The following is a 19919-nucleotide window of genomic DNA, read 5'->3' as shown; positions in this document are numbered from 1 at the left end:
TTGGTTTAGTTTAGTTAATGTTCACTCAATTAAATTGTCGAGGCTTATGCGATAACCCGCTATCAAAAGATCTTTTTGCACTATTGAATAAAAAAGGTAAAACGTTTTACGCCCACTAATACGATTATTTTGGTCGTTCCTATGAGAATTTTTAGTTTTAGTCTCTATTATAAAGTATTCAAATCTTTAAGTTTGTAGTTGTTTGTTATCGGGTTGATAAGACGATATTTAATTTTGTTAATCTAATTTAGTAAAAATATTGATACAATAAAATCAATTGAAAAAATAATTTTTAATTGGTCGACTATGTGCAGAATTTATACATGCGTTTTACATATAGCTGTCTTCCCAGAATATGCACGCTTACCAGGAAAAAGGGACAAAAACAAATTGCCAGACAAGCTTAGAAATTTATGCTTCGAAACTTCTTAGGTGGTAAATATTAAAATTAAAAATTAATGAAACGCAGATCTAATTTTTCGCGCCAAGGGTGTAAGTATTGTACTTAAAAAAATAAGTTTTATCTTCCTCAAATTATCCTTAGTCCTGATTAACAGACCAGGATATCATATGACTTACTTACATCTATGAGAAAAAAAACCTTTTTACTTGGTATGGGCTGCTTGCTGATTGCAGGCCTGTCTGAAAAAACATTTGCAGCAACAATTACAAAGCCCGATCATATTCGGTTGGTTACAGCGCCTGCAGCACTAATAGGTCGGTGGGATATCACGGTTGATATCAACGGAAAACCGGCACCTGCCTGGTTGGAGGTAAAACTATCCGGAGTAAAAACATTAGTGGGTTACTTTGTATCCACCGCTGGTAGCGCGCGTCCCGTTTCTGAAGTAAAGTTTGATGATGGAAAATTCAGGTTCGAAATCCCGCCACAATGGGAAAGCGGTACCTCGAATTTGATTATTGATGGCTCGGTGGCCGATGCCGGAATTCAGGGAACAATGACGGATTGCAATGGTAAACAATACAGCTGGAAAGGTGTCAAGGCGCCTTACCTGAAAAGAACTGCTGCACCAGCATGGGGTAAACCCATCAATTTGTTCAATGGTAAGGATCTCTCGGGCTGGAAAACCAACGGGCAAAACCAGTGGATCGTGAAAAACGGTGTTCTAACCAGTCCGAAAGCAGGATCGAACCTGATTACTGAACAGAAATATAATGATTTTAAGCTCCATGTTGAATTCAAATATGCTAAAGGAGGAAACAGTGGAGTATACTTAAGAGGGCGTTATGAAGTGCAGATCGAAGACAGCAAAAAAGATGCGCATCCCAACAGCGTACTATTCGGGGGTGTTTATGGATTTTTAGCAGCCAATGAAATGGCCACACTTGGTTCGGATCAATGGCAGAGTTATGATATTACCCTTGTTGGTCGCTTAGTTACGGTGGTAGCCAATGGCAAAACCATTATCTCCAACCAGGAAATTCCGGGCATTACCGGAGGGGCATTGGATAGCAATGAAGGCGAACCTGGGCCTATTTATCTTCAGGGAGATCATGCACCTATTGAATTTCGGAAAATCGTGATTATACCTGCAAAATAATTGTTTACGTAGAGGCCTGGAAAATGCCTGGCCTCTATAATTCTAAATAAATATCTTACCATGAATTATTATAATTTAAGGCAAATTCGCAAACCTGATCCTAAGTTGGTTATTACCAATACGGAAGGGCAGGAATTGTTTTCGTTCATCTTTACAGAAGAGGAGGAAAAAATACTTACATGTGATATGGCCGGAAGCGAATATAGTCTGGTGAAAAATCTCCAAAGCGAAAAAAGCAACTTCCAATTAAAAAAGGGCGATTTTGTGTTTTGTGATATTTTAGGTGGTAGTATCCCCATGATAACCATAACTAGCCTAATATCGGATGAGAATAACAACCAGATTAGTGTTAATCTGGATATTTCTGCACATGTTAGCTTTTGGACTAAACAACCCTCTATTAATCTGTTTTATGATGGCACAAGATTATTTAAAATAAAACATACGTTTTTTAGTGGCTGGGAGCTTGAAAGTACTGTAGCTAGAGACGACAAAAATTTTGATAATTTTCTGTTTACCTTTATCTCCTTGTTCGTAATTTCACAACGTGAATTATATTTTAGGGTGTTAGGTGATTACTAAATGATCTGAATGCACTTGCTTTATCATCTTTAAAACAGGTAAATTTCCCTTGCATATATACAGCTATATAGCAAACCAAAAAGGCAGTTGATAATGCAAAATATCGTAAAATATTTCGCTATTAATTTTGAATGCATGCAATAACAATAGTTAAAAACACTTTTCGGTTACATGCACCGAAAAGTGTTTTTTAAGATTAAATGTTATTTATTTAGGTTCAACAACATTCAGTCGGTCAAAAGGGTTTAAATTATAAGTAAAATTCCCTCTGCTGTCTGTTCCGTTAATCCCTTTTGCACTTATCCTTAGCGTATATTTAGCTTTAGGATTGTAGTTGTTCAATTGCAAATGGTACAAAAAGCTTTTCTTTTTATGCGTTCCCCTAAATTTATCTGCTGTTCCGATATGCTCATCCTGGGCTACAACTTTTCCGCTCTCTAACAGCTCAACTTTTTTAATCTCCATAAAGTTGGCTCCGCCTGTGTAGTAGAACCCGGTCGTGATCCGTCCGCTGGCGTAGGTTTTTTTGGTTACATCCCATTCTATATTTTGATAGTCGCTGCTTAATTGTGCAGGTTCCCATTTGCCTGTAATGTATCCCCCTGGTTTATAATAATCAATTTTTAACGCATTAAGGCGGTTCCGGTTGATGATTAGGCGGGCCTCGAAATTGTCAAGGTTACGTTCTCCCTTTGGAATCCAGCCCACTTCAGCAAGCGCCAAAAGCCTCGGGAAATTCTGCACATTCATATCTTTCAGCTCCTGGGTAATGGCCGTCCACTGGTTCGCCTGTACGCCCAGGATAAACTTTCCTTCTTCAGCACTTAGTCCCGTTTCAGGCTCGTAATTGTATATTTTTTCCAGCGAATTGATATTGCCATATGCCAGATCGCTCATGGTACCGTCGTTCCGGTCGGCCTGGGTAATGTCGAAATAAAACGGATCAGTAGGGGTGGCCACAACGTAGAAGCCATTTTTTGCAGCATCGGCAATTGCTTCATCACCCAGCCACGACATAATTGCTGTTTCTTTGGTCAGGTTTTTGGCATCACTTAAAATATCATTCCACCCAATCGGCTTTTTTCCTTTTTCTTTAATAATAGTCGAAATTCTGCTTACAAAATAGCTTTGAAGCTCATTTGTGTTTTTTAGCGATTTTTCCTTCATAAATTGCTGTACATGTGGTTCTTTCTCCCACAGTATATGACGTACCTCGTCACCGCCAAAGTGAATGTATGCTGCGGGAAATAACTGGGCCAGTTCGGTAAACACGTCATCCAGAAATTCGTAAACCTTTTCGTTGGTGGGATCTAAGGTGTTTGGCGTAAACTGATTGCCCCAATGCGACCAGGAATCTAAGAACGGAAAGATATAATCCGGTTTGCTGTTTTGGTTTACTCCAAGTTCCGGATAAACGAGTACGGTTGGCCATGAATGCCCGGGAACATCGATTTCTGGTATGATGGTGATATTTCTTGCTGCGGCATATTTAACCAGGTCACGGATCTGATCCTGAGTATAAAAACCACTTCTTTCGGCAGGCTGTTTCGAACTTGCATCAAAAACCGTCGTCTTTTGAGAAGTGAGTTTAGGATACTTTTTAATCTCTATCCTCCAGCCCTGATCGTCGGTTAAATGGAGATGGAGCACGTTCAGTTTATAAAGCGCCATCACATTCATGTATTTCTTCATTACATCAACGCCGTAAAAAGTACGGCTCACATCCTGCATGTATCCCCGCCAGCTGTAACGTGGTTTGTCGGTAATCTCTCCACAGGGAATGCGCCAGTTTATTTTGCCATTGCTTTTCTTGCTTTCAATATCTACAGGAAGCAACTGCCTTAGGGTTTGTGTGGCATTAAAAATTCCGGCCCCGGTTTTAGCATAAACATGTATCGATTGAGTGCCGATTTTTAATTTATAGCCTTCTTCACCCAGACTGTTTAATGTATCCGATACGATAAACAGAATGCCTGGTTTTTCTCCGTTTAAAGGGACGGTTTTAAAGTTAATACCTGTGCTGTTTTTTAATAATGCAGTGAAAACGCCGGTCGGAACCAGTGCATCTTTGCTGTAATAAAGTGGTGTTGTGGTTTTTAATTCAAATCTGCCCGAAGCAGCACTTACCAATAGCGGTTTTGGGATGATATGGTTTAAAAGGAGGTTGTTTGGCTGCGTTTCCTGCGAAAAACTGGTAGAGGTGGCGAGGCCCAATACAAGTATAATTTTTAAGGATCTGGTCATCATTTATTTGGTTTTACGTTTGTTGCTCACCCAAATTAAAGATAAACAGCCGATAAAGAAAATCTAAATAGTGGTCAAACGTTTGCGTAATTTTTATACTCATCGCCCTTATTTTCCGGCTGGGAGAACGTTTTAATATTTTTTCTGTAGGCAGGTGCATAGGAATAAAATGAATGCTCTTGGCACCCTTTTATCAGTCATTAAGGCACTCATTTTTAGCGCTATTTAAATTTTATGGGAAAAGCTGGGCGAACGTGACACTTTTTAGTAATTTATTTTTAACCTGCTTATTATCAGTTAATAATGGGTTTTTGATTGTGCAAATAAGCTTATTCTAACTATATTGAGCGACCATTACTGTAACAAAAAAGATGTGGAAAACTTTTTTGTGGTAAAAAGTGGTAAAAAGTGGTAGAACTATTTACTTTTACACTAGATATAAAGTGTAGATACCACTATGACCCAACTTTTAGGAGAATTCGATTGTAAACTTGACGCAAAGGGCCGCCTTATGGTACCCGCTGCGCTTAAGAAACAATTGCCTGAATCTGAGAAAGAAGGGTTGATTATTAACCGTGGTTTTGAGAAAAACCTGGTGATCTATCCAAAGGAAGTTTGGGATGCTATCGTTACCGATTTAAGCAAACTGAATATCTACGAAAAAAACAACAGAGAATTTATCAGGTCGTTTACCCGTGGCGCAACCGAGCTTTCGCTTGATGCGGCAGGTCGTGTGCTTTTGCCAAAATCGCTGGTTGATTACGCAGGTATCGGAAGTGATCTGGTGTTGGCTTGTCAGTTAGATCGCATCGAAGTTTGGGATAAAAAATCTTATGAAGATATTTTTGATGACGTGCCAGAGAATTTCGCAAACCTTGCCGAGCAGGTAATGGGTGGAAAGAAAGGAGGCGCTGATGGCGAATAATTACCACGTGCCTGTAATGTTGCAGCCTTGTATTGAGGGGTTGAATATTAAACCTGATGGGGTTTATGTTGATGTAACCTTTGGTGGTGGTGGTCATTCAAAAGAGATTTTGAAACATCTTGGCCCTAAAGGGCGGTTAATTGCTTTTGATCAGGATCCTGATGCACAGGCGAATATTCCTGCCGATGATCGTTTTATTTTTATCGATCAGAACTTCGGTTTTTTGAAAAATAATCTCCGTTTAAAAGGTTTTAAGCAGGTTGATGGTATTCTGGCTGACCTTGGTGTTTCCTCTCATCAGTTTGATGTGCCGCAACGTGGTTTTTCCATCCGTCATAACGCCGATCTGGATATGCGTATGGATCAGCACCGCGATTTAACCGCTGCTGAAATATTGAATACCTATACAGAGGATAAGCTGCATAAAATATTTGGGATTTATGGAGAGGTGAAGAATGCTAAATCGCTGGCCCGTGCCATCGTGACCTCGCGTTTAGAGCAGCCTTTTACCGATATCAACAGTTTGAAGTCGGCAATTGCTGGTTATATCCCGAAAGGAAAAGAGAATAAATATCTGGCGCAGGTGTTTCAGGCGTTGCGTATAGAGGTGAATGCCGAAATCCAGGTGCTTGAAGACTTTTTACAACAAGCTGCCGATGTATTGAAGCCTGGTGGCCATTTAGTGGTCATATCTTACCATTCTTTAGAAGACAGACCGGTTAAAAACTTTATGGCGAAAGGTAAATTTCAGGGTGAGGTAGAAAAGGATTTCTTCGGAAATCAGCAAAAGCCATTCAATGTAATTACGCGGAAAGCAATAATTGCCACTGATGAGGAGATTGCTCAAAACAATAGAGCCCGCAGTGCGAAACTAAGAATTGCAGAAAAGATATGAACAGGTTTAGGGAGGATATAGAAGAGGAAGAGGTTGGGCCCGAACCAGAGCTAAAGGCTGTGCCTAAAAGGCCAAAAACTGCTGAAGAAAAAATGGATAGTAATTCATTTATCAGCAAGCTTTTTAATGACGGATTAGTAAGTAAAGAGGCGGCAACTGATGCTTTGCCCTATTTGTGTTTTCTGGCCCTTTTGGGGATGATTTATATTGCCAATAGCCACTTTGCGGTAAACAACGTTCGCCGCATTGATAAATTGAATAAAGAAGTAAAAGAATTAAGATGGGAGTATAAATCTCTTAAGGCTGACCTGATGTTCAAGAGTAAATTGACAGAGGTTGCCAAAAAGGTAGATACCCTTGGGATAAAAGAACTGATTGAACCACCAAAAAAAATAATTGTTAAAAGCGATGAATATTAGGGCAAACATCTTGCTTCGTGTATATCTGGCATTTGGCTTAATTGTGCTTTTTGCTTTCGCGGTGTTTTTGCGCCTCGGTCAGGTACAATATGTGCAAGGGAAAAAATGGAAAGCTATGGCAGATAGTCTTTCTACACGATATGTAAATGTGGAGGCTACCCGTGGGAATATTTATTCTAACGACGGTAGTTTACTGGCAACTTCGATACCGGAATATGAACTGCGTATGGATATGTTTGCCGGCGGGATTGCTGACGATAAAGTGTTTAACGAGAAGGTAGATTCTTTAGGTTTTAAATTAGCTCAGCTTTTCCAGGATAAAACAGCTAAAGAATATGCGCGTTATCTGCGTAAAGGCCGTCAGGATAGTGCACGTTATTTGTTGATCCATCGTAAGGTAGGTTATGCTGATCTTAAAACGATCAGAACTTTTCCATTATACAACATCGGTAAGTTTAGCGGTGGTTTAATCGCTGTTCAGCAGAACAAACGTATTCTTCCTTTTCAGGCTTTGGCTGCCCGTACCATTGGTTATAAAAACGAGAATGTTAAAAACGGTGTGGGTTTAGAGGGCGCCTATAAAGAGTATATCAACGGCGAAACCGGAAAAAGATTAATGCAGCGAATTGCCGGTGGGGTTTATATTCCGGTTAATGAAGAAGCTGAGGTTGCTCCGAAAGATGGTGCCGATATTATTTCGACCATTGATGTGAATATGCAGGATCTGGCGCAAAGTGCTTTAGAAAAACAGTTGATCAAATCGCAGGCCGACCATGGGACAGTGATTTTAATGGAAGTAGCCACGGGCGAAATCCGTGCGGTAGCCAATTTCTCTAAAGTAGAAGAGGGTGTCTATAAAGAAAAGTTTAACTATGCTATCGCGGGTAATCAAGATCCTGGATCGACTTTTAAACTGGCTTCTTATATGGCGCTTTTAGAAGACAAATTGATCGATACCAATACCATGATCGGTACAGGATATTATCAGATTCCAGGTAAGCTGATCACGGATTCACATCCAAAAATTGAAACAGTTACAGCAAAAAAAGCTTTTGAGACCTCTTCTAATGCGGCAATTGCGAAACTGATCAATACGCATTATGGCAGTGATCCGATAAAATTTACTGATCACCTATATGATTGGGAGCTGAACAAAAAAATGCAACTGCAGATTCCTGGGGAGGCGATGCCTGTGGTTAAAAACCCTAAAACGAACAGAAGCTGGAACAAAAACATGACCCTGCCGCAAATGGCTTATGGTTATGAGATGCAATTAACGCCATTAAAAATGCTTACCATGTATAATGCCGTGGCTAACAATGGCAAAATGATAGCACCAATTTTTGTAAAAGAGATCAGAAGGTTGGGTAACCCGATAGAGCAGTTTAAAGCCAGGGTGATCAACGATAAAATCTGTTCTGATGTAACCCTGAGCAAGATCAAGAAAATGCTTGAAGGAGTGGTAACAGAGGGCAGTGGAAAACAGATTGTTTATAATCCTTTATATCCGATTGCAGGTAAAACAGGTACAGCGCAGGTGGCTGATGCGAATAAGGGATATAAAGCCAATAAGCAGTATCAGGCTTCTTTTGTAGGATATTTTCCTGCTGATAAACCCAAGTATTCCCTGATCGTAGTCATTAACGATCCAAAGGGTGCTTATTATGGTGCTACGGTTTCAGGGCCTGTGTTCAGGGAAATCGCCGACCGTATTTACGCCAGCGACATGCAGATGTACAATGATGTACCTACACGTTTGGTTGGGAATACCGGAACACCACCTACAAAAGCCGGACAAAGTAAAGCTACTCAGAAAGTGTATAAGGCCTTTGGTTTTAAACCGCTTTTTGCTTCAAAATCTGAGTATTACAATATTATAGATACCAGCGCAGGAACAATTTTTCAGGAAAATAACGAGCGTAAAGGTGTAATGCCAAATGTAGCAGGAATGGGGCTGAAAGATGCATTGTACCTTTTAGGAAATGCAGGCTTGAAAACAAAAGTTTTCGGGTCGGGAAAAGTAATTAGCCAATCAATCACCGCCGGAACAAAGGTAGGTAAAGGATTGGGTGTACAAATAGAGTTGAATTAAAGTGTATGGTAAAAGGTATAGGGTTAAGGTCTTGCTACTCGATACTCATTACTTAATACTAAAAGAAAAGGTAGAAGGTTGAGGGTTAGAAAGGTTTAAGGTCTTGCTACTCGATACTAAATACCTGATACTAAAAGAATAAAATGCAATTACAAGATTTACTTTACGGCGTAACGATTAAAGAATTGGTTGGTAAAACCGATAGGGAAATCAATGCGCTGAATTTCGATTCACGTAAAGTAGGTAAAGATGATATTTTCTTTGCAATAGTGGGTACAGCAGCAGATGGGCACCAGTTTATCGGGCAAACCGTTCAGCAAGGTGCAGGAGTGATTATCTGTGAGAATTTGCCAGAAATCCATGATTTTACGGTTACCTATATTAAAGTAGAAAACACATCGGTTGCTTTAGGGATCATTGCCGGTAATTATTTTGGCAATCCATCAGCAGATTTAAAACTGATCGGTATTACCGGAACAAACGGGAAAACCACCATTGCCACCATTCTTTTTAAATTATTTAAAGATTTAGGTTATAAAACCGGACTCCTGTCAACAGTAGAGAATTATATTAACGATACGGTAGTGCCGGCAACACATACTACACCGAATCCAATTGCCTTAAATCAGCTTTTGAGGGAAATGGTAAATGCGGGCTGCGATTATTGCTTTATGGAAGTGAGTTCGCATGCAGTAGCACAACACCGGATAGAAGGATTGACTTTTTCTGGCGGGGTATTTTCGAATTTAACACATGATCATTTAGATTTTCATAAAACTTTTGATGCCTATTTAAAGGCTAAAAAGGCATTTTTTGATATGCTGCCTAAGTCGGCATTTGCACTGACTAATATCGACGATAAAAACGGTGTGGTGATGTTGCAGAATACCAAAGCGCATAAAAAGACCTATGCCCTTAAACAACTGGCTGATTTCAAAGCAAAAATTATTGAAAACCAGTTCAGTGGCTTGCATTTAGAGATCGATAACGAAGACGTTTACTTCAAGCTTGTAGGCTCGTTTAATGCGTATAACCTACTGGCTGTTTACGGAACCGCAATTTTGTTGGAGCAGGATAAATTAAAGGTGCTGACTTTGTTGAGCCGTTTATCGGGTGCTGAAGGAAGGTTTGATTATATCACTTCTGCCGATAATATTATTGGTATTGTAGATTATGCGCATACGCCAGATGCTGTTCAGAATGTGTTGAGCACCATCGCCAATATCCGTAAAGGAACCGAGCAGGTAATTACAGTAATTGGATGCGGAGGAGATCGTGATAAAACCAAACGTCCTATTATGGCCCAGGTGGCCTGCGATTGGAGCGACAAGGTAATTCTCACTTCTGATAATCCACGAACAGAAGATGCACAGACAATAATTAACGACATGGAAGCTGGCGTTTCGCCAACAAATAAGCGTAAAACCTTATCCATTTTAGATAGAAGAGAAGCAATAAAAACAGCCTGTCATTTAGCGAAGCCAGGTGATATTATTCTGGTTGCTGGTAAAGGGCATGAGAAATACCAGGAAATTAATGGTGTAAGGAACCATTTTGATGATAAAGAAATTTTACTTGAACAATTAAAACCAATCAGCTAATGTTATATTTATTATTCGAATACTTGCATAAGCATTATGATATCCCTGGGTTAAGGTTGTTTCAGTACATCACTTTCCGCGCATCTATTTCTATTATTTTATCATTGATCATTACCACCGTTTACGGGCGTAGGTTGATCGATTATCTGCATAAAAAACAGGTTGGAGAAACGGTGAGGAATTTAGGGTTAGAAGGACAGATGCAAAAACAAGGTACACCAACCATGGGGGGGATCATTATTTTGCTGGGTATTCTTATTCCAACCTTGTTATTTGCCAATATTTCCAATATCTACGTCATTCTGATGATCATCACCACCATTTGGATGGGTGCAATCGGGTTTCTGGATGATTACATCAAGGTTTTTAAGAAAAATAAAGAAGGTTTAGCTGGTCGGTTTAAGGTGGTTGGTCAGGTAGGTTTAGGTCTGATTGTAGGAACTACAATGTATTTCCATCCTAATATAGTGGTAAGAGAAACCGTTCAGGATAATGTTAAAAGTACGTCTTCGGTTCCGATGGTATTGCGCCAAAAAGGAGAAACCTTTTATTATACCCAGGATGTAAAATCGACCAAAACCAATATGCCTTTTTATAAGAACAACGAGTTCGATTATGCCAAGGTATTAAAATTTTTAGGTGGCGATTATCAGAAATATGCATTTATCATATTCCTCATTTTTACGGTATTCATTATTACAGCTGTTTCTAACGGTGCCAACATTACCGATGGTATTGACGGCCTGGCTACCGGAACATCAGCTGTAATTGGGATTACACTGGGTATTTTAGCCTATGTATCCGGTAATACCATTATGGCCGATTACCTCAACATCATGTATATCCCCAACTCGGCAGAGCTGATGATTTTTGCCGGGGCCTTTGTGGGGGCATGCGTAGGTTTTCTTTGGTACAACTCTTATCCAGCTCAGATTTTTATGGGCGATACCGGAAGTTTGGCCATTGGTGGTATTATCGCCGCATTTGCGCTCATGATCCGTAAAGAACTTTTGATCCCGATTTTATGTGGAATATTCCTGGTAGAACTGGTATCGGTAATTATGCAGGTATCTTATTTTAAATATACCAAAAAGAAATTTGGCGAAGGTCGCAGGATTTTCCTGATGTCGCCTTTGCATCACCATTACCAGAAAAAAGGATATCATGAAGCCAAAATTGTAACCCGCTTCTGGATTATTGGAATTATGCTGGCGATTATGACCATTGTAACATTGAAACTGAGGTAGTTCAAGGTAGAAGGTTTAGGGTTTAAGGTGATTAACCCTGGAAAAATATAAAACTAAGATGCCCTCAGGTGCCTTAGATGGTGAAAAAAATAGAATTAAAATACCCTAGTGGTAAATGAAAAATAACTAAAAGTTAAAATGTGATGGTATCCATGTCTTGATACTCGATACTCGCAACTTGATACTAAAAATAAATAATGAGCACAAATAACACCATATCAAGCAATACTAAGTCAGTGATGACCGGGCAGGGCCGTGTGGTTATTCTTGGTGCCGGCGAAAGTGGAGTTGGCGCAGCAAAATTGGCGCAGGCAAAGGGTTTCGATGTTTTTGTTTCCGATTACGGTATAATTACCGATAAATATAAAGCTGCATTAGAGAAACTTTCCGTTCCGTTCGAGTCTGAAAAACATACTGAGGAGCTGATTTTAAACGCTAACGAAGTAATTAAAAGTCCGGGCATCCCGCCTACAGCACCAATTATTAAAAAATTGATAGCAAAAGGAATCCCGGTAATTTCGGAAATTGAATTTGCCAAAAGATATACCAATGCAAAAACCATCTGCATTACGGGTTCCAATGGTAAATCAACTACGAGTTTATTAACCTATCACATCCTAAAAAATGCAGGGTTAAACGTAGGGTTGGCCGGCAATATCGGGCAGAGCTTTGCGGCGCAGGTAGCCACAGAAGATTACGAATATTACGTGCTGGAAATCTCGAGCTTTATGCTTGATGATATGTTCAAATTCAGGGCCGATATCGCAGTTTTACTGAACATCACACCAGATCACTTAGATCGTTACAACTATAAATTGGAGAATTACGCTGCATCTAAAATGCGTATTGTTCAAAACCAGACAGCTAAAGATGTTTTCATTTACTGTGCAGATGACGCAGAGAGCCTAAAAGCCATTGCGCTGACTAAGCCTGTAGCAAAAGCCTTTCCCTTCTCAATTACTAAAAAAGTTGAACTGGGTGCTTATTTAGAAGAAACGACCATACATATCCTTACAGAACCAAATAACCAACTAACCATGTCTATTTCAGATTTAGCCTTACAGGGCAAGCACAACATTTACAATTCTATGGCCTCAGGCATTGTGACGAAAGTTTTAGAATTAAGAAATGAGACCATTCGCGAGAGTATGGGAAATTTCAAAAATATTGAGCACAGGTTAGAGCATGTGGCCAAAATTTCGGGGATCGATTTTATCAACGATAGTAAAGCCACCAATGTGAACTCTACCTGGTATGCTTTGGAAAGTATGACCAGCGATGTAGTGCTGATTATGGGGGGTGTTGATAAGGGGAACGATTATGACATGCTTAAGGATTTGGTTAAAAGTAAGGTAAAGGCTATCGTTTGCTTAGGTAAAGACAACAAACGTATTCACGATGCTTTTGAGGATGATGTAGAAGTAATCGTTAATACTTTCTCGGCAGATGAGGCAGCACAGATTGCTTTTCATTTGGCTAAGCGTGGCGATGTAGTATTGTTATCGCCAGCCTGTGCAAGTTTTGATTTATTTAAAAATTACGAAGACCGCGGTAACCAGTTTAAAGCGGCAGTTAGAGAATTATAATAGGAGGCTTAATATATGTTTCAGGCACTACTTAATAAAACAAAAGGCGATAGATGGATCTGGCTGATCATCATCCTGCTGTCGCTTATATCTGTAATGGCAGTGTATAGTGCAACTGGTACCTTAGCGTATAAAAAAGGAGAAACCGTAGAAAAGCTTTTGCTCACCAAACACTTAATTTTTGTGCTGATGGGCATCGGGATGATCTATATTGCCCACCTGCTCGATTACCGTTATTATGCCGGTATTTCGAAGGTGTTGATGATCGTAACCATTCCTTTGCTGTTTTATACGTTGATATTCGGGACGAATTTAAACGATGCTTCCAGGTGGGTTAAAATACCGGTAATCGGATTAACCTTTCAAACCTCCGATTTGGCCAAACTTGCATTGATTACCTTTTTGGCCAGGATGCTGACCAAAAAGCAAGAAAATATTAAAAATGTTAAAGAGTCATTTATACCAATTATGGGCTCGGTTTGTGTGGTATTTGTTTTAATCGCACTGGCCAACCTGTCTACAGCCTTAATGCTGTTTGGTGTAAGTATTTTGCTGTTAATTATCGGTAGGATCAGTATTAAACAGATCGCGATTGTTTGTGCAGGCGGTTTCGTACTGCTGCTGTTTGTTTTCTTTTTGGGCCCAAGGAGAAAAACTTACATGTCGCGTATCAATACGTTTATACATCCTGAAATGCAGCATTCTGATAAAACTTTCCAGGCAGATCAGGCAAAAATTGCCTTGGCTACTGGTGGTGTTTTTGGTAAAGGACCAGGTAATAGTACACAACGCAATTTCCTGCCGCACCCATATTCCGATTTTATTTTCGCCATTATTATTGAAGAATGGGGAACCGTGGGAGGAATTGTAATCATGATACTATACCTGGTGCTTTTATATCGATGTATCAAGATCGTAACCCGGGCGCCCAAGGCCTTCGGTGCACTCCTGGCAGCCGGACTGAGTTTCAGTCTGACCATTCAGGCTTTCGCGAATATGGCAGTAGCTGTAGGGCTGGGGCCGGTAACAGGGGTTCCGCTTCCATTGGTCAGTATGGGGGGTACATCAATGATCTTTACCAGTGTAGCCTTTGGGATTATACTCAGCGTAAGCCGCGATGTAGAAGAAAATGCAAGTGCATTAACAAAAGAAGAAAAAGTTAAAAATAAAGTTATTGTTGGAGAGATTCCAGCGATAGCTTAAGGATTGGTCGTCATTGCGAGGAAGCATGACGAAGCAATCTATTATAAAAGATAATAATGTAAAAAAATTAACCACAGAGAACATAGAGGTCGGCACAGAGATACACAAAGAAACTGTTTACTCAATTCCCAGCCTTAAATGTGAAATCCGATAGAAAAACCTTGGTACTCTTAGAGCCTTTGTGGTAAAAAAAAGAATAAAACTCAGCGCCCTCCGTGAAAACTTTGTGCACTCTGTGGTTAAAAAAATATAAATATTAAAATGAATAATTCCCCAAAAATTATCATATCAGGTGGTGGCACCGGCGGGCATATTTTCCCCGCCGTGGCCATAGCCAATGCGCTAAAACGCATGGTGCCAACCTGTGAAATTTTGTTTGTGGGTGCTATAGGCCGAATGGAAATGGAAAAAGTTCCTGCGGCTGGATATAAAATTATAGGATTGAATATTAGTGGGATGCAACGTGGCTCGATTATTAAAAATCTCGCGCTCCCGTTTAAGGTAATCGGTAGTGTGCGCAAAGCTATGCAGATTATTAATGATTTTAAGCCCGATGCAGTTGTTGGTGTTGGTGGTTATGCCTCAGGACCACTGTTGTATGCAGCCTCTTTGAAAGGAATTCCTTACCTCATCCAGGAACAGAATTCTTATGCCGGGATAACCAATAAATGGTTAGGTAAAAAGGCTTCAAAAATCTGTGTTGCCTTTGATGATATGGATCAGTTTTTTCCAGCTGACAGGATATTGAAAACAGGAAATCCTGTCCGCCAGGAAGTGATTGATATTAAAGGGAAACGTTTTCAGGGGGCCGAACTATTAAAACTCGATCCATTGAAAAAGACCATTATGGTTACCGGTGGAAGTTTAGGCGCAGGCACACTGAATAAGGCAATTGAAAAACACTTGCCCGATATTCTTGCACAAGATGTGCAGGTGATCTGGCAAACGGGTAAATATTACTACAAGGGGATTATAGAAAGATTGGGTTTAGCATATCATCCCAATGTTCGGATCCTGGAGTTTTTAAATAAAATGGATCTGGCTTATGCGGCAGCGGATATAATTGTGAGTCGGGCAGGTGCAGGAACCATAGCAGAACTTTGTTTGATTAAAAAACCGGTGATATTGGTGCCTTCGCCAAATGTAGCAGAAGACCATCAAACTAAAAATGCGATGGCACTGGTTAAAAATGGAGCTGCAATATTAATTAACGACCGCTCTGCAGAAGATACCCTGGTTAAAGAAGCACTGGCATTAATAAATAATAAAGAACAGAGTGAAAAGCTTTCAGAAAACCTGGCTAAGATGGCATTGCCAGAGGCAGATGAGATTATTGCGAACGAAGTATTGAAATTGATTAAATAAGCTTAAAGACTAAAGCGAAGGCAGGTCGTCATTGCGGGGTGCGGAGCAATCTTAAAGGGATAGAAAATAAAAAATACAACAGTAGAAAGGCAGCTTTAAGCTTTGGTCTTTCCGCTTTTAGCTTAAAATAAAATGGAACTAAGTAAAATAAATAGGGTTTTCTTTGTAGGTATCGGTGGTATCGGCATGAGTGCGCTTGCCCGTTATTTTGCTAAACGCGGACAGGTGGTTTGTGGTTACGATAAAACCAGGACTAAACTGACCGAAACTTTAGAGCAGGAAGGCATTCTCGTTACTTATCTTGATGAGGCCTCTTCATTGCCTTGTGCATTTTTGGATAATCATGATGATACCCTGGTGGTTTATACACCAGCGATTCCAAAAGATGCTAAAATTTTAAACCATTTTATAAACAAAGGTTTTTCGCTTAAGAAACGCTCTGAGGTTTTAGGGATTATCAGTAAAGGGATGTTCTGTATTGCGGTTGCAGGTACACATGGCAAAACCACAACTTCCTCTATTGTTGCACATCTTTTAAAAGATACCGGCTACGATTGTACTGCTTTTTTAGGTGGCATAACCAGTAACTATAACAGTAATGTGCTTTTCGGTAAAAACAATGTAGTGGTGGTAGAGGCCGATGAATACGACCGTTCCTTTTTAACCTTGTATCCTGATGTGGCGGTGGTTACTTCTATGGATGCCGATCATTTGGATATTTACGGAGATAAAAGTCACCTTGAAGAATCTTTCCGTCTGTTTGCCAGCCAACTGAAAGCCGAAGGTATTCTTTACGCACATGAAGGATTGCCGCTGGAAAAAAGCATCAGTTATGCCGCAAGTTCAACGGCAACAGCAAAGGCAGAAAATTTAAGGGTTGAAGGATCTAAGTTTGTTTTCGATTATACCGATAGCACTCAAAGTATCAAAGACATCAGTTTAATGCTTCCCGGTAGGCACAATGTCGAAAATACAACGGTTGCCATTGCTATTGCCTTACAATTGGGTATTGATGCAGAAAAAGTGAAACAGGCAGTTGCAAATTTTAAAGGGGTTAAACGCCGCTTCGAATATATTGTGAATAATGGCAATCAGATTTATATAGATGATTATGCACATCATCCTGAAGAACTGAGGGCTTGTTTTGATGCAGTGAGGCAGTTGTATCCTGATAAAAAGTTAACGGTAGTTTTTCAGCCGCACCTGTTCACACGGACAAGGGATTTTGCAGATGAATTTGCAAAAGTTTTAAGCACGGCTGATGAACTGATGCTGCTGGAGATTTATCCGGCAAGAGAATTGCCGCTTGAGGGAATAAATGCACAGTTTTTACTGGATAAAATCACTTTAGCCGATAAAAAAATATGTGGAAAAGATTTTGTGGTTCAGCATGTTAAGAACACAAAACCTGAATTACTTTTAACAGTAGGTGCGGGAGATATTGATACGATTATCGAACCCCTTAAAAATACTTTAACCAATGCTTAAACGGATAAACTGGAGCGCAATTTTTACTGGCTTTGCCTGGCTGATCAGCCTGGCAGGGGTGGTGGTGCTTTTGAGTTTTATCAATGTGAAGAAACAAACGATTAAATGTACCGATGTTAAGATTCTGATTCCTGGAGCGGATAATTTAAAAAATTTTATTGAGCGAGAAGAAATCGATGCCATTTTAAAAGAAGATCAGGGTGTTCTTTTAGGTCGCAACCTCGAAAATATCAATATTCATAAGATCGAGAAAAAACTGCAATCTAACCCTTATATCGGCTTTGCAAAGGTTTACGTAGATATGGATGGTGTACTGCACATTGAGGTAAAACAACGTCAGCCTATCCTCCGCATATTGAATGAGAACGGACAGGATTTTTATATTGATAATGATGGACTAAAAATGCCTACTTCATCAAACTTCACGGCTAATGTGCTTGTGGCAACAGGACATATCACAGAGGTTTTTGGTAGCCGTGTAGATACCTTGCATACACAATTGGCAAGAGATTTATATAAAACTGCACAGTACATTAAAAAAGATACCCTTTGGGATTCACAGATTGAACAAATTGTGGTTGATCAGAAAAATGATATCGAGCTGATTCCTAGAGTGGGCAACCAACGCATCATTTTAGGTAATGCAGATTCGTTAGAAAAGAAAATGAAAAACCTGTTGTTGTTTTATAAAAAAGCAATGCCACAGGTAGGATGGGATACGTATAAAACCATCAACATTAAATACACCAACCAGATTGTCTGCGAAAAAAGAGATTCTACAGAAATAGGAAGAAAAGCAAAAACAATTTCTGCAGCCGATAGTTTGAGGATACAGCGAAGCGTGACCGACTCGTTGATTAAAAACACAATTGTTGCAGCAATGGATGATCGCCCGGAGGCGGATGAAGCTGAGAAGCCGGCGCCTAAACGGGAAGAGCCCAAAAAGACTGAGCCTAAAAAGCCAGAACCAAAAAAAGTAGAGGCCAAAAAGGTTGAAGTTAAAAAAGCCGCACCTAAAAAGGTAGAGCCGAAAAAAACAACACCAGTTAAAACAGCAATAAAAAAGCCGGCGGTTACGTCAGCTACAAAACCAAAGGAAACGAAACCTGCGGATAAAAAAGACAAACCGAAGCAAACGGTAACAACACAGCCAAAGCCGGCAAAATCTGAGGCTCAATTAAAAAAAGAGAAAGAAGCAAGAGAGAGAGAAATCAGAGCCCTGGAAAAACAATATAAAACTCAGCAAAATTAACGAATATGGACAAGGCAAAATTTACCAGTCAGTCGCCCATCGTAGTAGGATTGGATATCGGTACTACAAAAATTTGTGTTATCGTTGGTCGTAGAACACAACACGGTAAGATAGAAATCTTAGGAATAGGCAAGGCAGAATCGGCGGGAGTGACACGTGGAGTGGTTTCTAACATTCAAAAAACCGTACAGGGTATTGCTCAAGCAGTTGAAGTAGCAAGCGGACAATCCAATGTAGAGATACAGGTGGTAAATGTGGGTATTGCTGGTCAGCACATTAAGAGCTTACAGCACAGAGGAATTTTAACAAGAAGAGAATTAAACAACGAAATCGGTAAAAAAGATATCGATAAGTTAATTGATGATATGTTTAAACTGGTAATGCCACCGGGTGAGGAAATCATTCATGTATTGCCACAAGAATTTACCATCGATAACGAGCCGGGAATCAAAGATCCGATCGGTATGGCAGGGGTTCGCCTTGAAGCTAACTTCCATATCATCTCCGGACAGGTTACGGCTGTGAAAAACATTATCAAATGTGTAAACAATGCAGGCCTGCAAACTCAGGATTTAATTCTTGAGCCATTGGCTTCTTCTGAATCGGTGTTGAGCGAGGAAGAAAAAGAAGCTGGTATTGCATTGGTTGATATTGGTGGTGGTACTACAGATATTGCCATTTTCCACGAAGGTATTATCCGTCACACGGCAGTTATCCCTTTTGGTGGCAATAGTGTTACTGAAGATATTAGAGAGGGCTGCTCTGTAATGCGTAACCAGGCTGAGTTGTTAAAAACACGTTTTGGTTCGGCATTAGCTGAGGAAAATAAGGAAAACGAAATTATCTGTGTTCCGGGCTTACGTGGCCGTGAACCAAAAGAAATTTCGGTTAAAAACCTGGCTTACGTCATTCAGGCCCGTATGGAAGAGATTATTGAACACGTGTATTACGAAATCAAATCTTCCGGATACGAGAAAAAACTGATCGGTGGTATTGTAATTACAGGTGGCGGTGCTTTATTAAAACACTTATCTCAGGCGGTTGAATATGTAACCGGTTTAGATTGCCGTATTGGTTACCCGAACGAGCACTTATCTAAGTATGAAGATATGCCTAAAGCCATTTATGATGACCTGAAAAGCCCGATGTATGCAACCAGTGTAGGTTTACTGATCAAAGGAATCCAGAAAGCAGAAGAATTAATTGAAGAAATGAAACAGCCTGGTGTTTTTGTAGAAAAACCAAAAACAGCAAAAGAAAAAGAGAAACGCGGACCAGGTTTGTTCGATAAATTACTGGCAAAAACAAGAACTTTCATTCAGGACGACATGAATGTAAGCGATGAAGATTACTTAAAAAGTTAATTATTTTTCCACAAAAGATGAGTTTTCCACATTATTAACAGTTGTGGAAAACGTCTGTTGAAAAAGTGTTAATATTACATTGAGTAATGAACAG

The 19919-nt window shown here is 39.9% G+C and carries 15 protein-coding genes; 14 read left to right on the top strand and 1 reads right to left on the bottom strand.

Translation table 11 applies throughout. The features are described from left to right. Positions 1–587: 587 nt before the first annotated feature. Both QF042_RS21570 and QF042_RS21565 read left to right on the top strand, forming a co-directional pair. Entirely contained in the window at positions 588–1562 is a 975-nt protein-coding gene (locus QF042_RS21570; RefSeq protein ID WP_307532161.1) for a DUF1080 domain-containing protein, read from the top strand. A gap of 60 nt (positions 1563–1622) precedes the next feature. Beyond that, positions 1623–2144 carry a hypothetical protein gene (locus QF042_RS21565; RefSeq protein ID WP_307532160.1) on the top strand — a complete coding sequence of 174 codons (522 nt, stop codon included), beginning with the start codon at positions 1623–1625 and terminating at the stop codon, positions 2142–2144. Between the two features lie 207 nt (positions 2145–2351). On the opposite strand, the gene QF042_RS21560 is transcribed toward QF042_RS21565, so the two are convergent. Further along, positions 2352–4391, bottom strand: coding sequence for a beta-N-acetylhexosaminidase (locus tag QF042_RS21560; RefSeq protein WP_307532159.1), 2040 nt, complete (start codon positions 4389–4391; stop codon positions 2352–2354). 454 nt (positions 4392–4845) lie between these two features. Between QF042_RS21560 and mraZ the strand changes: the two genes are divergently transcribed. The 12 genes from mraZ (at position 4846) to ftsA (ending at position 19825) form a co-directional block, all read left to right on the top strand. Continuing rightward, complete coding sequence (gene mraZ, locus QF042_RS21555) at positions 4846–5313, top strand: division/cell wall cluster transcriptional repressor MraZ (protein WP_307532158.1); 468 nt, start codon at positions 4846–4848, stop codon at positions 5311–5313. After that, positions 5303–6208, top strand: coding sequence for a 16S rRNA (cytosine(1402)-N(4))-methyltransferase RsmH (gene rsmH, locus QF042_RS21550; protein ID WP_307532157.1), 906 nt, complete (start codon positions 5303–5305; stop codon positions 6206–6208). Before mraZ ends, rsmH begins: the two co-directional genes overlap by 11 nt. Next, positions 6205–6627: an FtsL-like putative cell division protein gene (locus QF042_RS21545; protein WP_307532156.1), complete on the top strand. Its 423-nt coding sequence runs from the start codon at positions 6205–6207 to the stop codon at positions 6625–6627. Before rsmH ends, QF042_RS21545 begins: the two co-directional genes overlap by 4 nt. Beyond that, entirely contained in the window at positions 6617–8719 is a 2103-nt protein-coding gene (locus QF042_RS21540; RefSeq protein ID WP_307532155.1) for a penicillin-binding protein, read from the top strand. The genes QF042_RS21545 and QF042_RS21540 overlap by 11 nt, the downstream gene beginning before the upstream one ends. Positions 8720–8862: 143 nt before the next feature. Next, positions 8863–10320, top strand: a complete 1458-nt coding sequence (locus QF042_RS21535; protein WP_307532154.1) for a UDP-N-acetylmuramoyl-L-alanyl-D-glutamate--2,6-diaminopimelate ligase — start codon at positions 8863–8865, stop codon at positions 10318–10320. Continuing rightward, positions 10320–11567, top strand: a complete 1248-nt coding sequence (gene mraY, locus QF042_RS21530; protein ID WP_307532153.1) for a phospho-N-acetylmuramoyl-pentapeptide-transferase — start codon at positions 10320–10322, stop codon at positions 11565–11567. The genes QF042_RS21535 and mraY overlap by 1 nt, the downstream gene beginning before the upstream one ends. Before the next feature lie 197 nt (positions 11568–11764). Further along, entirely contained in the window at positions 11765–13153 is a 1389-nt protein-coding gene (murD, locus tag QF042_RS21525) for a UDP-N-acetylmuramoyl-L-alanine--D-glutamate ligase (RefSeq protein WP_307532152.1), read from the top strand. A gap of 15 nt (positions 13154–13168) precedes the next feature. Continuing rightward, positions 13169–14356: an FtsW/RodA/SpoVE family cell cycle protein gene (locus tag QF042_RS21520; RefSeq protein WP_307532151.1), complete on the top strand. Its 1188-nt coding sequence runs from the start codon at positions 13169–13171 to the stop codon at positions 14354–14356. A 261-nt stretch (positions 14357–14617) separates the two neighbouring features. Continuing rightward, positions 14618–15721: an undecaprenyldiphospho-muramoylpentapeptide beta-N-acetylglucosaminyltransferase gene (gene murG, locus QF042_RS21515; RefSeq protein WP_307532150.1), complete on the top strand. Its 1104-nt coding sequence runs from the start codon at positions 14618–14620 to the stop codon at positions 15719–15721. 132 nt (positions 15722–15853) lie between these two features. After that, positions 15854–17209: a UDP-N-acetylmuramate--L-alanine ligase gene (gene murC, locus QF042_RS21510; RefSeq protein ID WP_307532149.1), complete on the top strand. Its 1356-nt coding sequence runs from the start codon at positions 15854–15856 to the stop codon at positions 17207–17209. After that, entirely contained in the window at positions 17202–18461 is a 1260-nt protein-coding gene (locus QF042_RS21505; RefSeq protein ID WP_307532148.1) for a cell division protein FtsQ, read from the top strand. The genes murC and QF042_RS21505 overlap by 8 nt, the downstream gene beginning before the upstream one ends. Positions 18462–18466: 5 nt before the next feature. Beyond that, entirely contained in the window at positions 18467–19825 is a 1359-nt protein-coding gene (gene ftsA / locus QF042_RS21500) for a cell division protein FtsA (protein WP_086545007.1), read from the top strand. Positions 19826–19919: the final 94 nt, after the last annotated feature.

This window comes from Pedobacter sp. W3I1, from assembly GCF_030816015.1.
Taxonomy (GTDB): domain Bacteria; phylum Bacteroidota; class Bacteroidia; order Sphingobacteriales; family Sphingobacteriaceae; genus Pedobacter.
The sequence above is the reverse complement of the archived record's forward strand: the minus strand, read 5'-3'. Positions and strand labels throughout refer to the sequence as shown.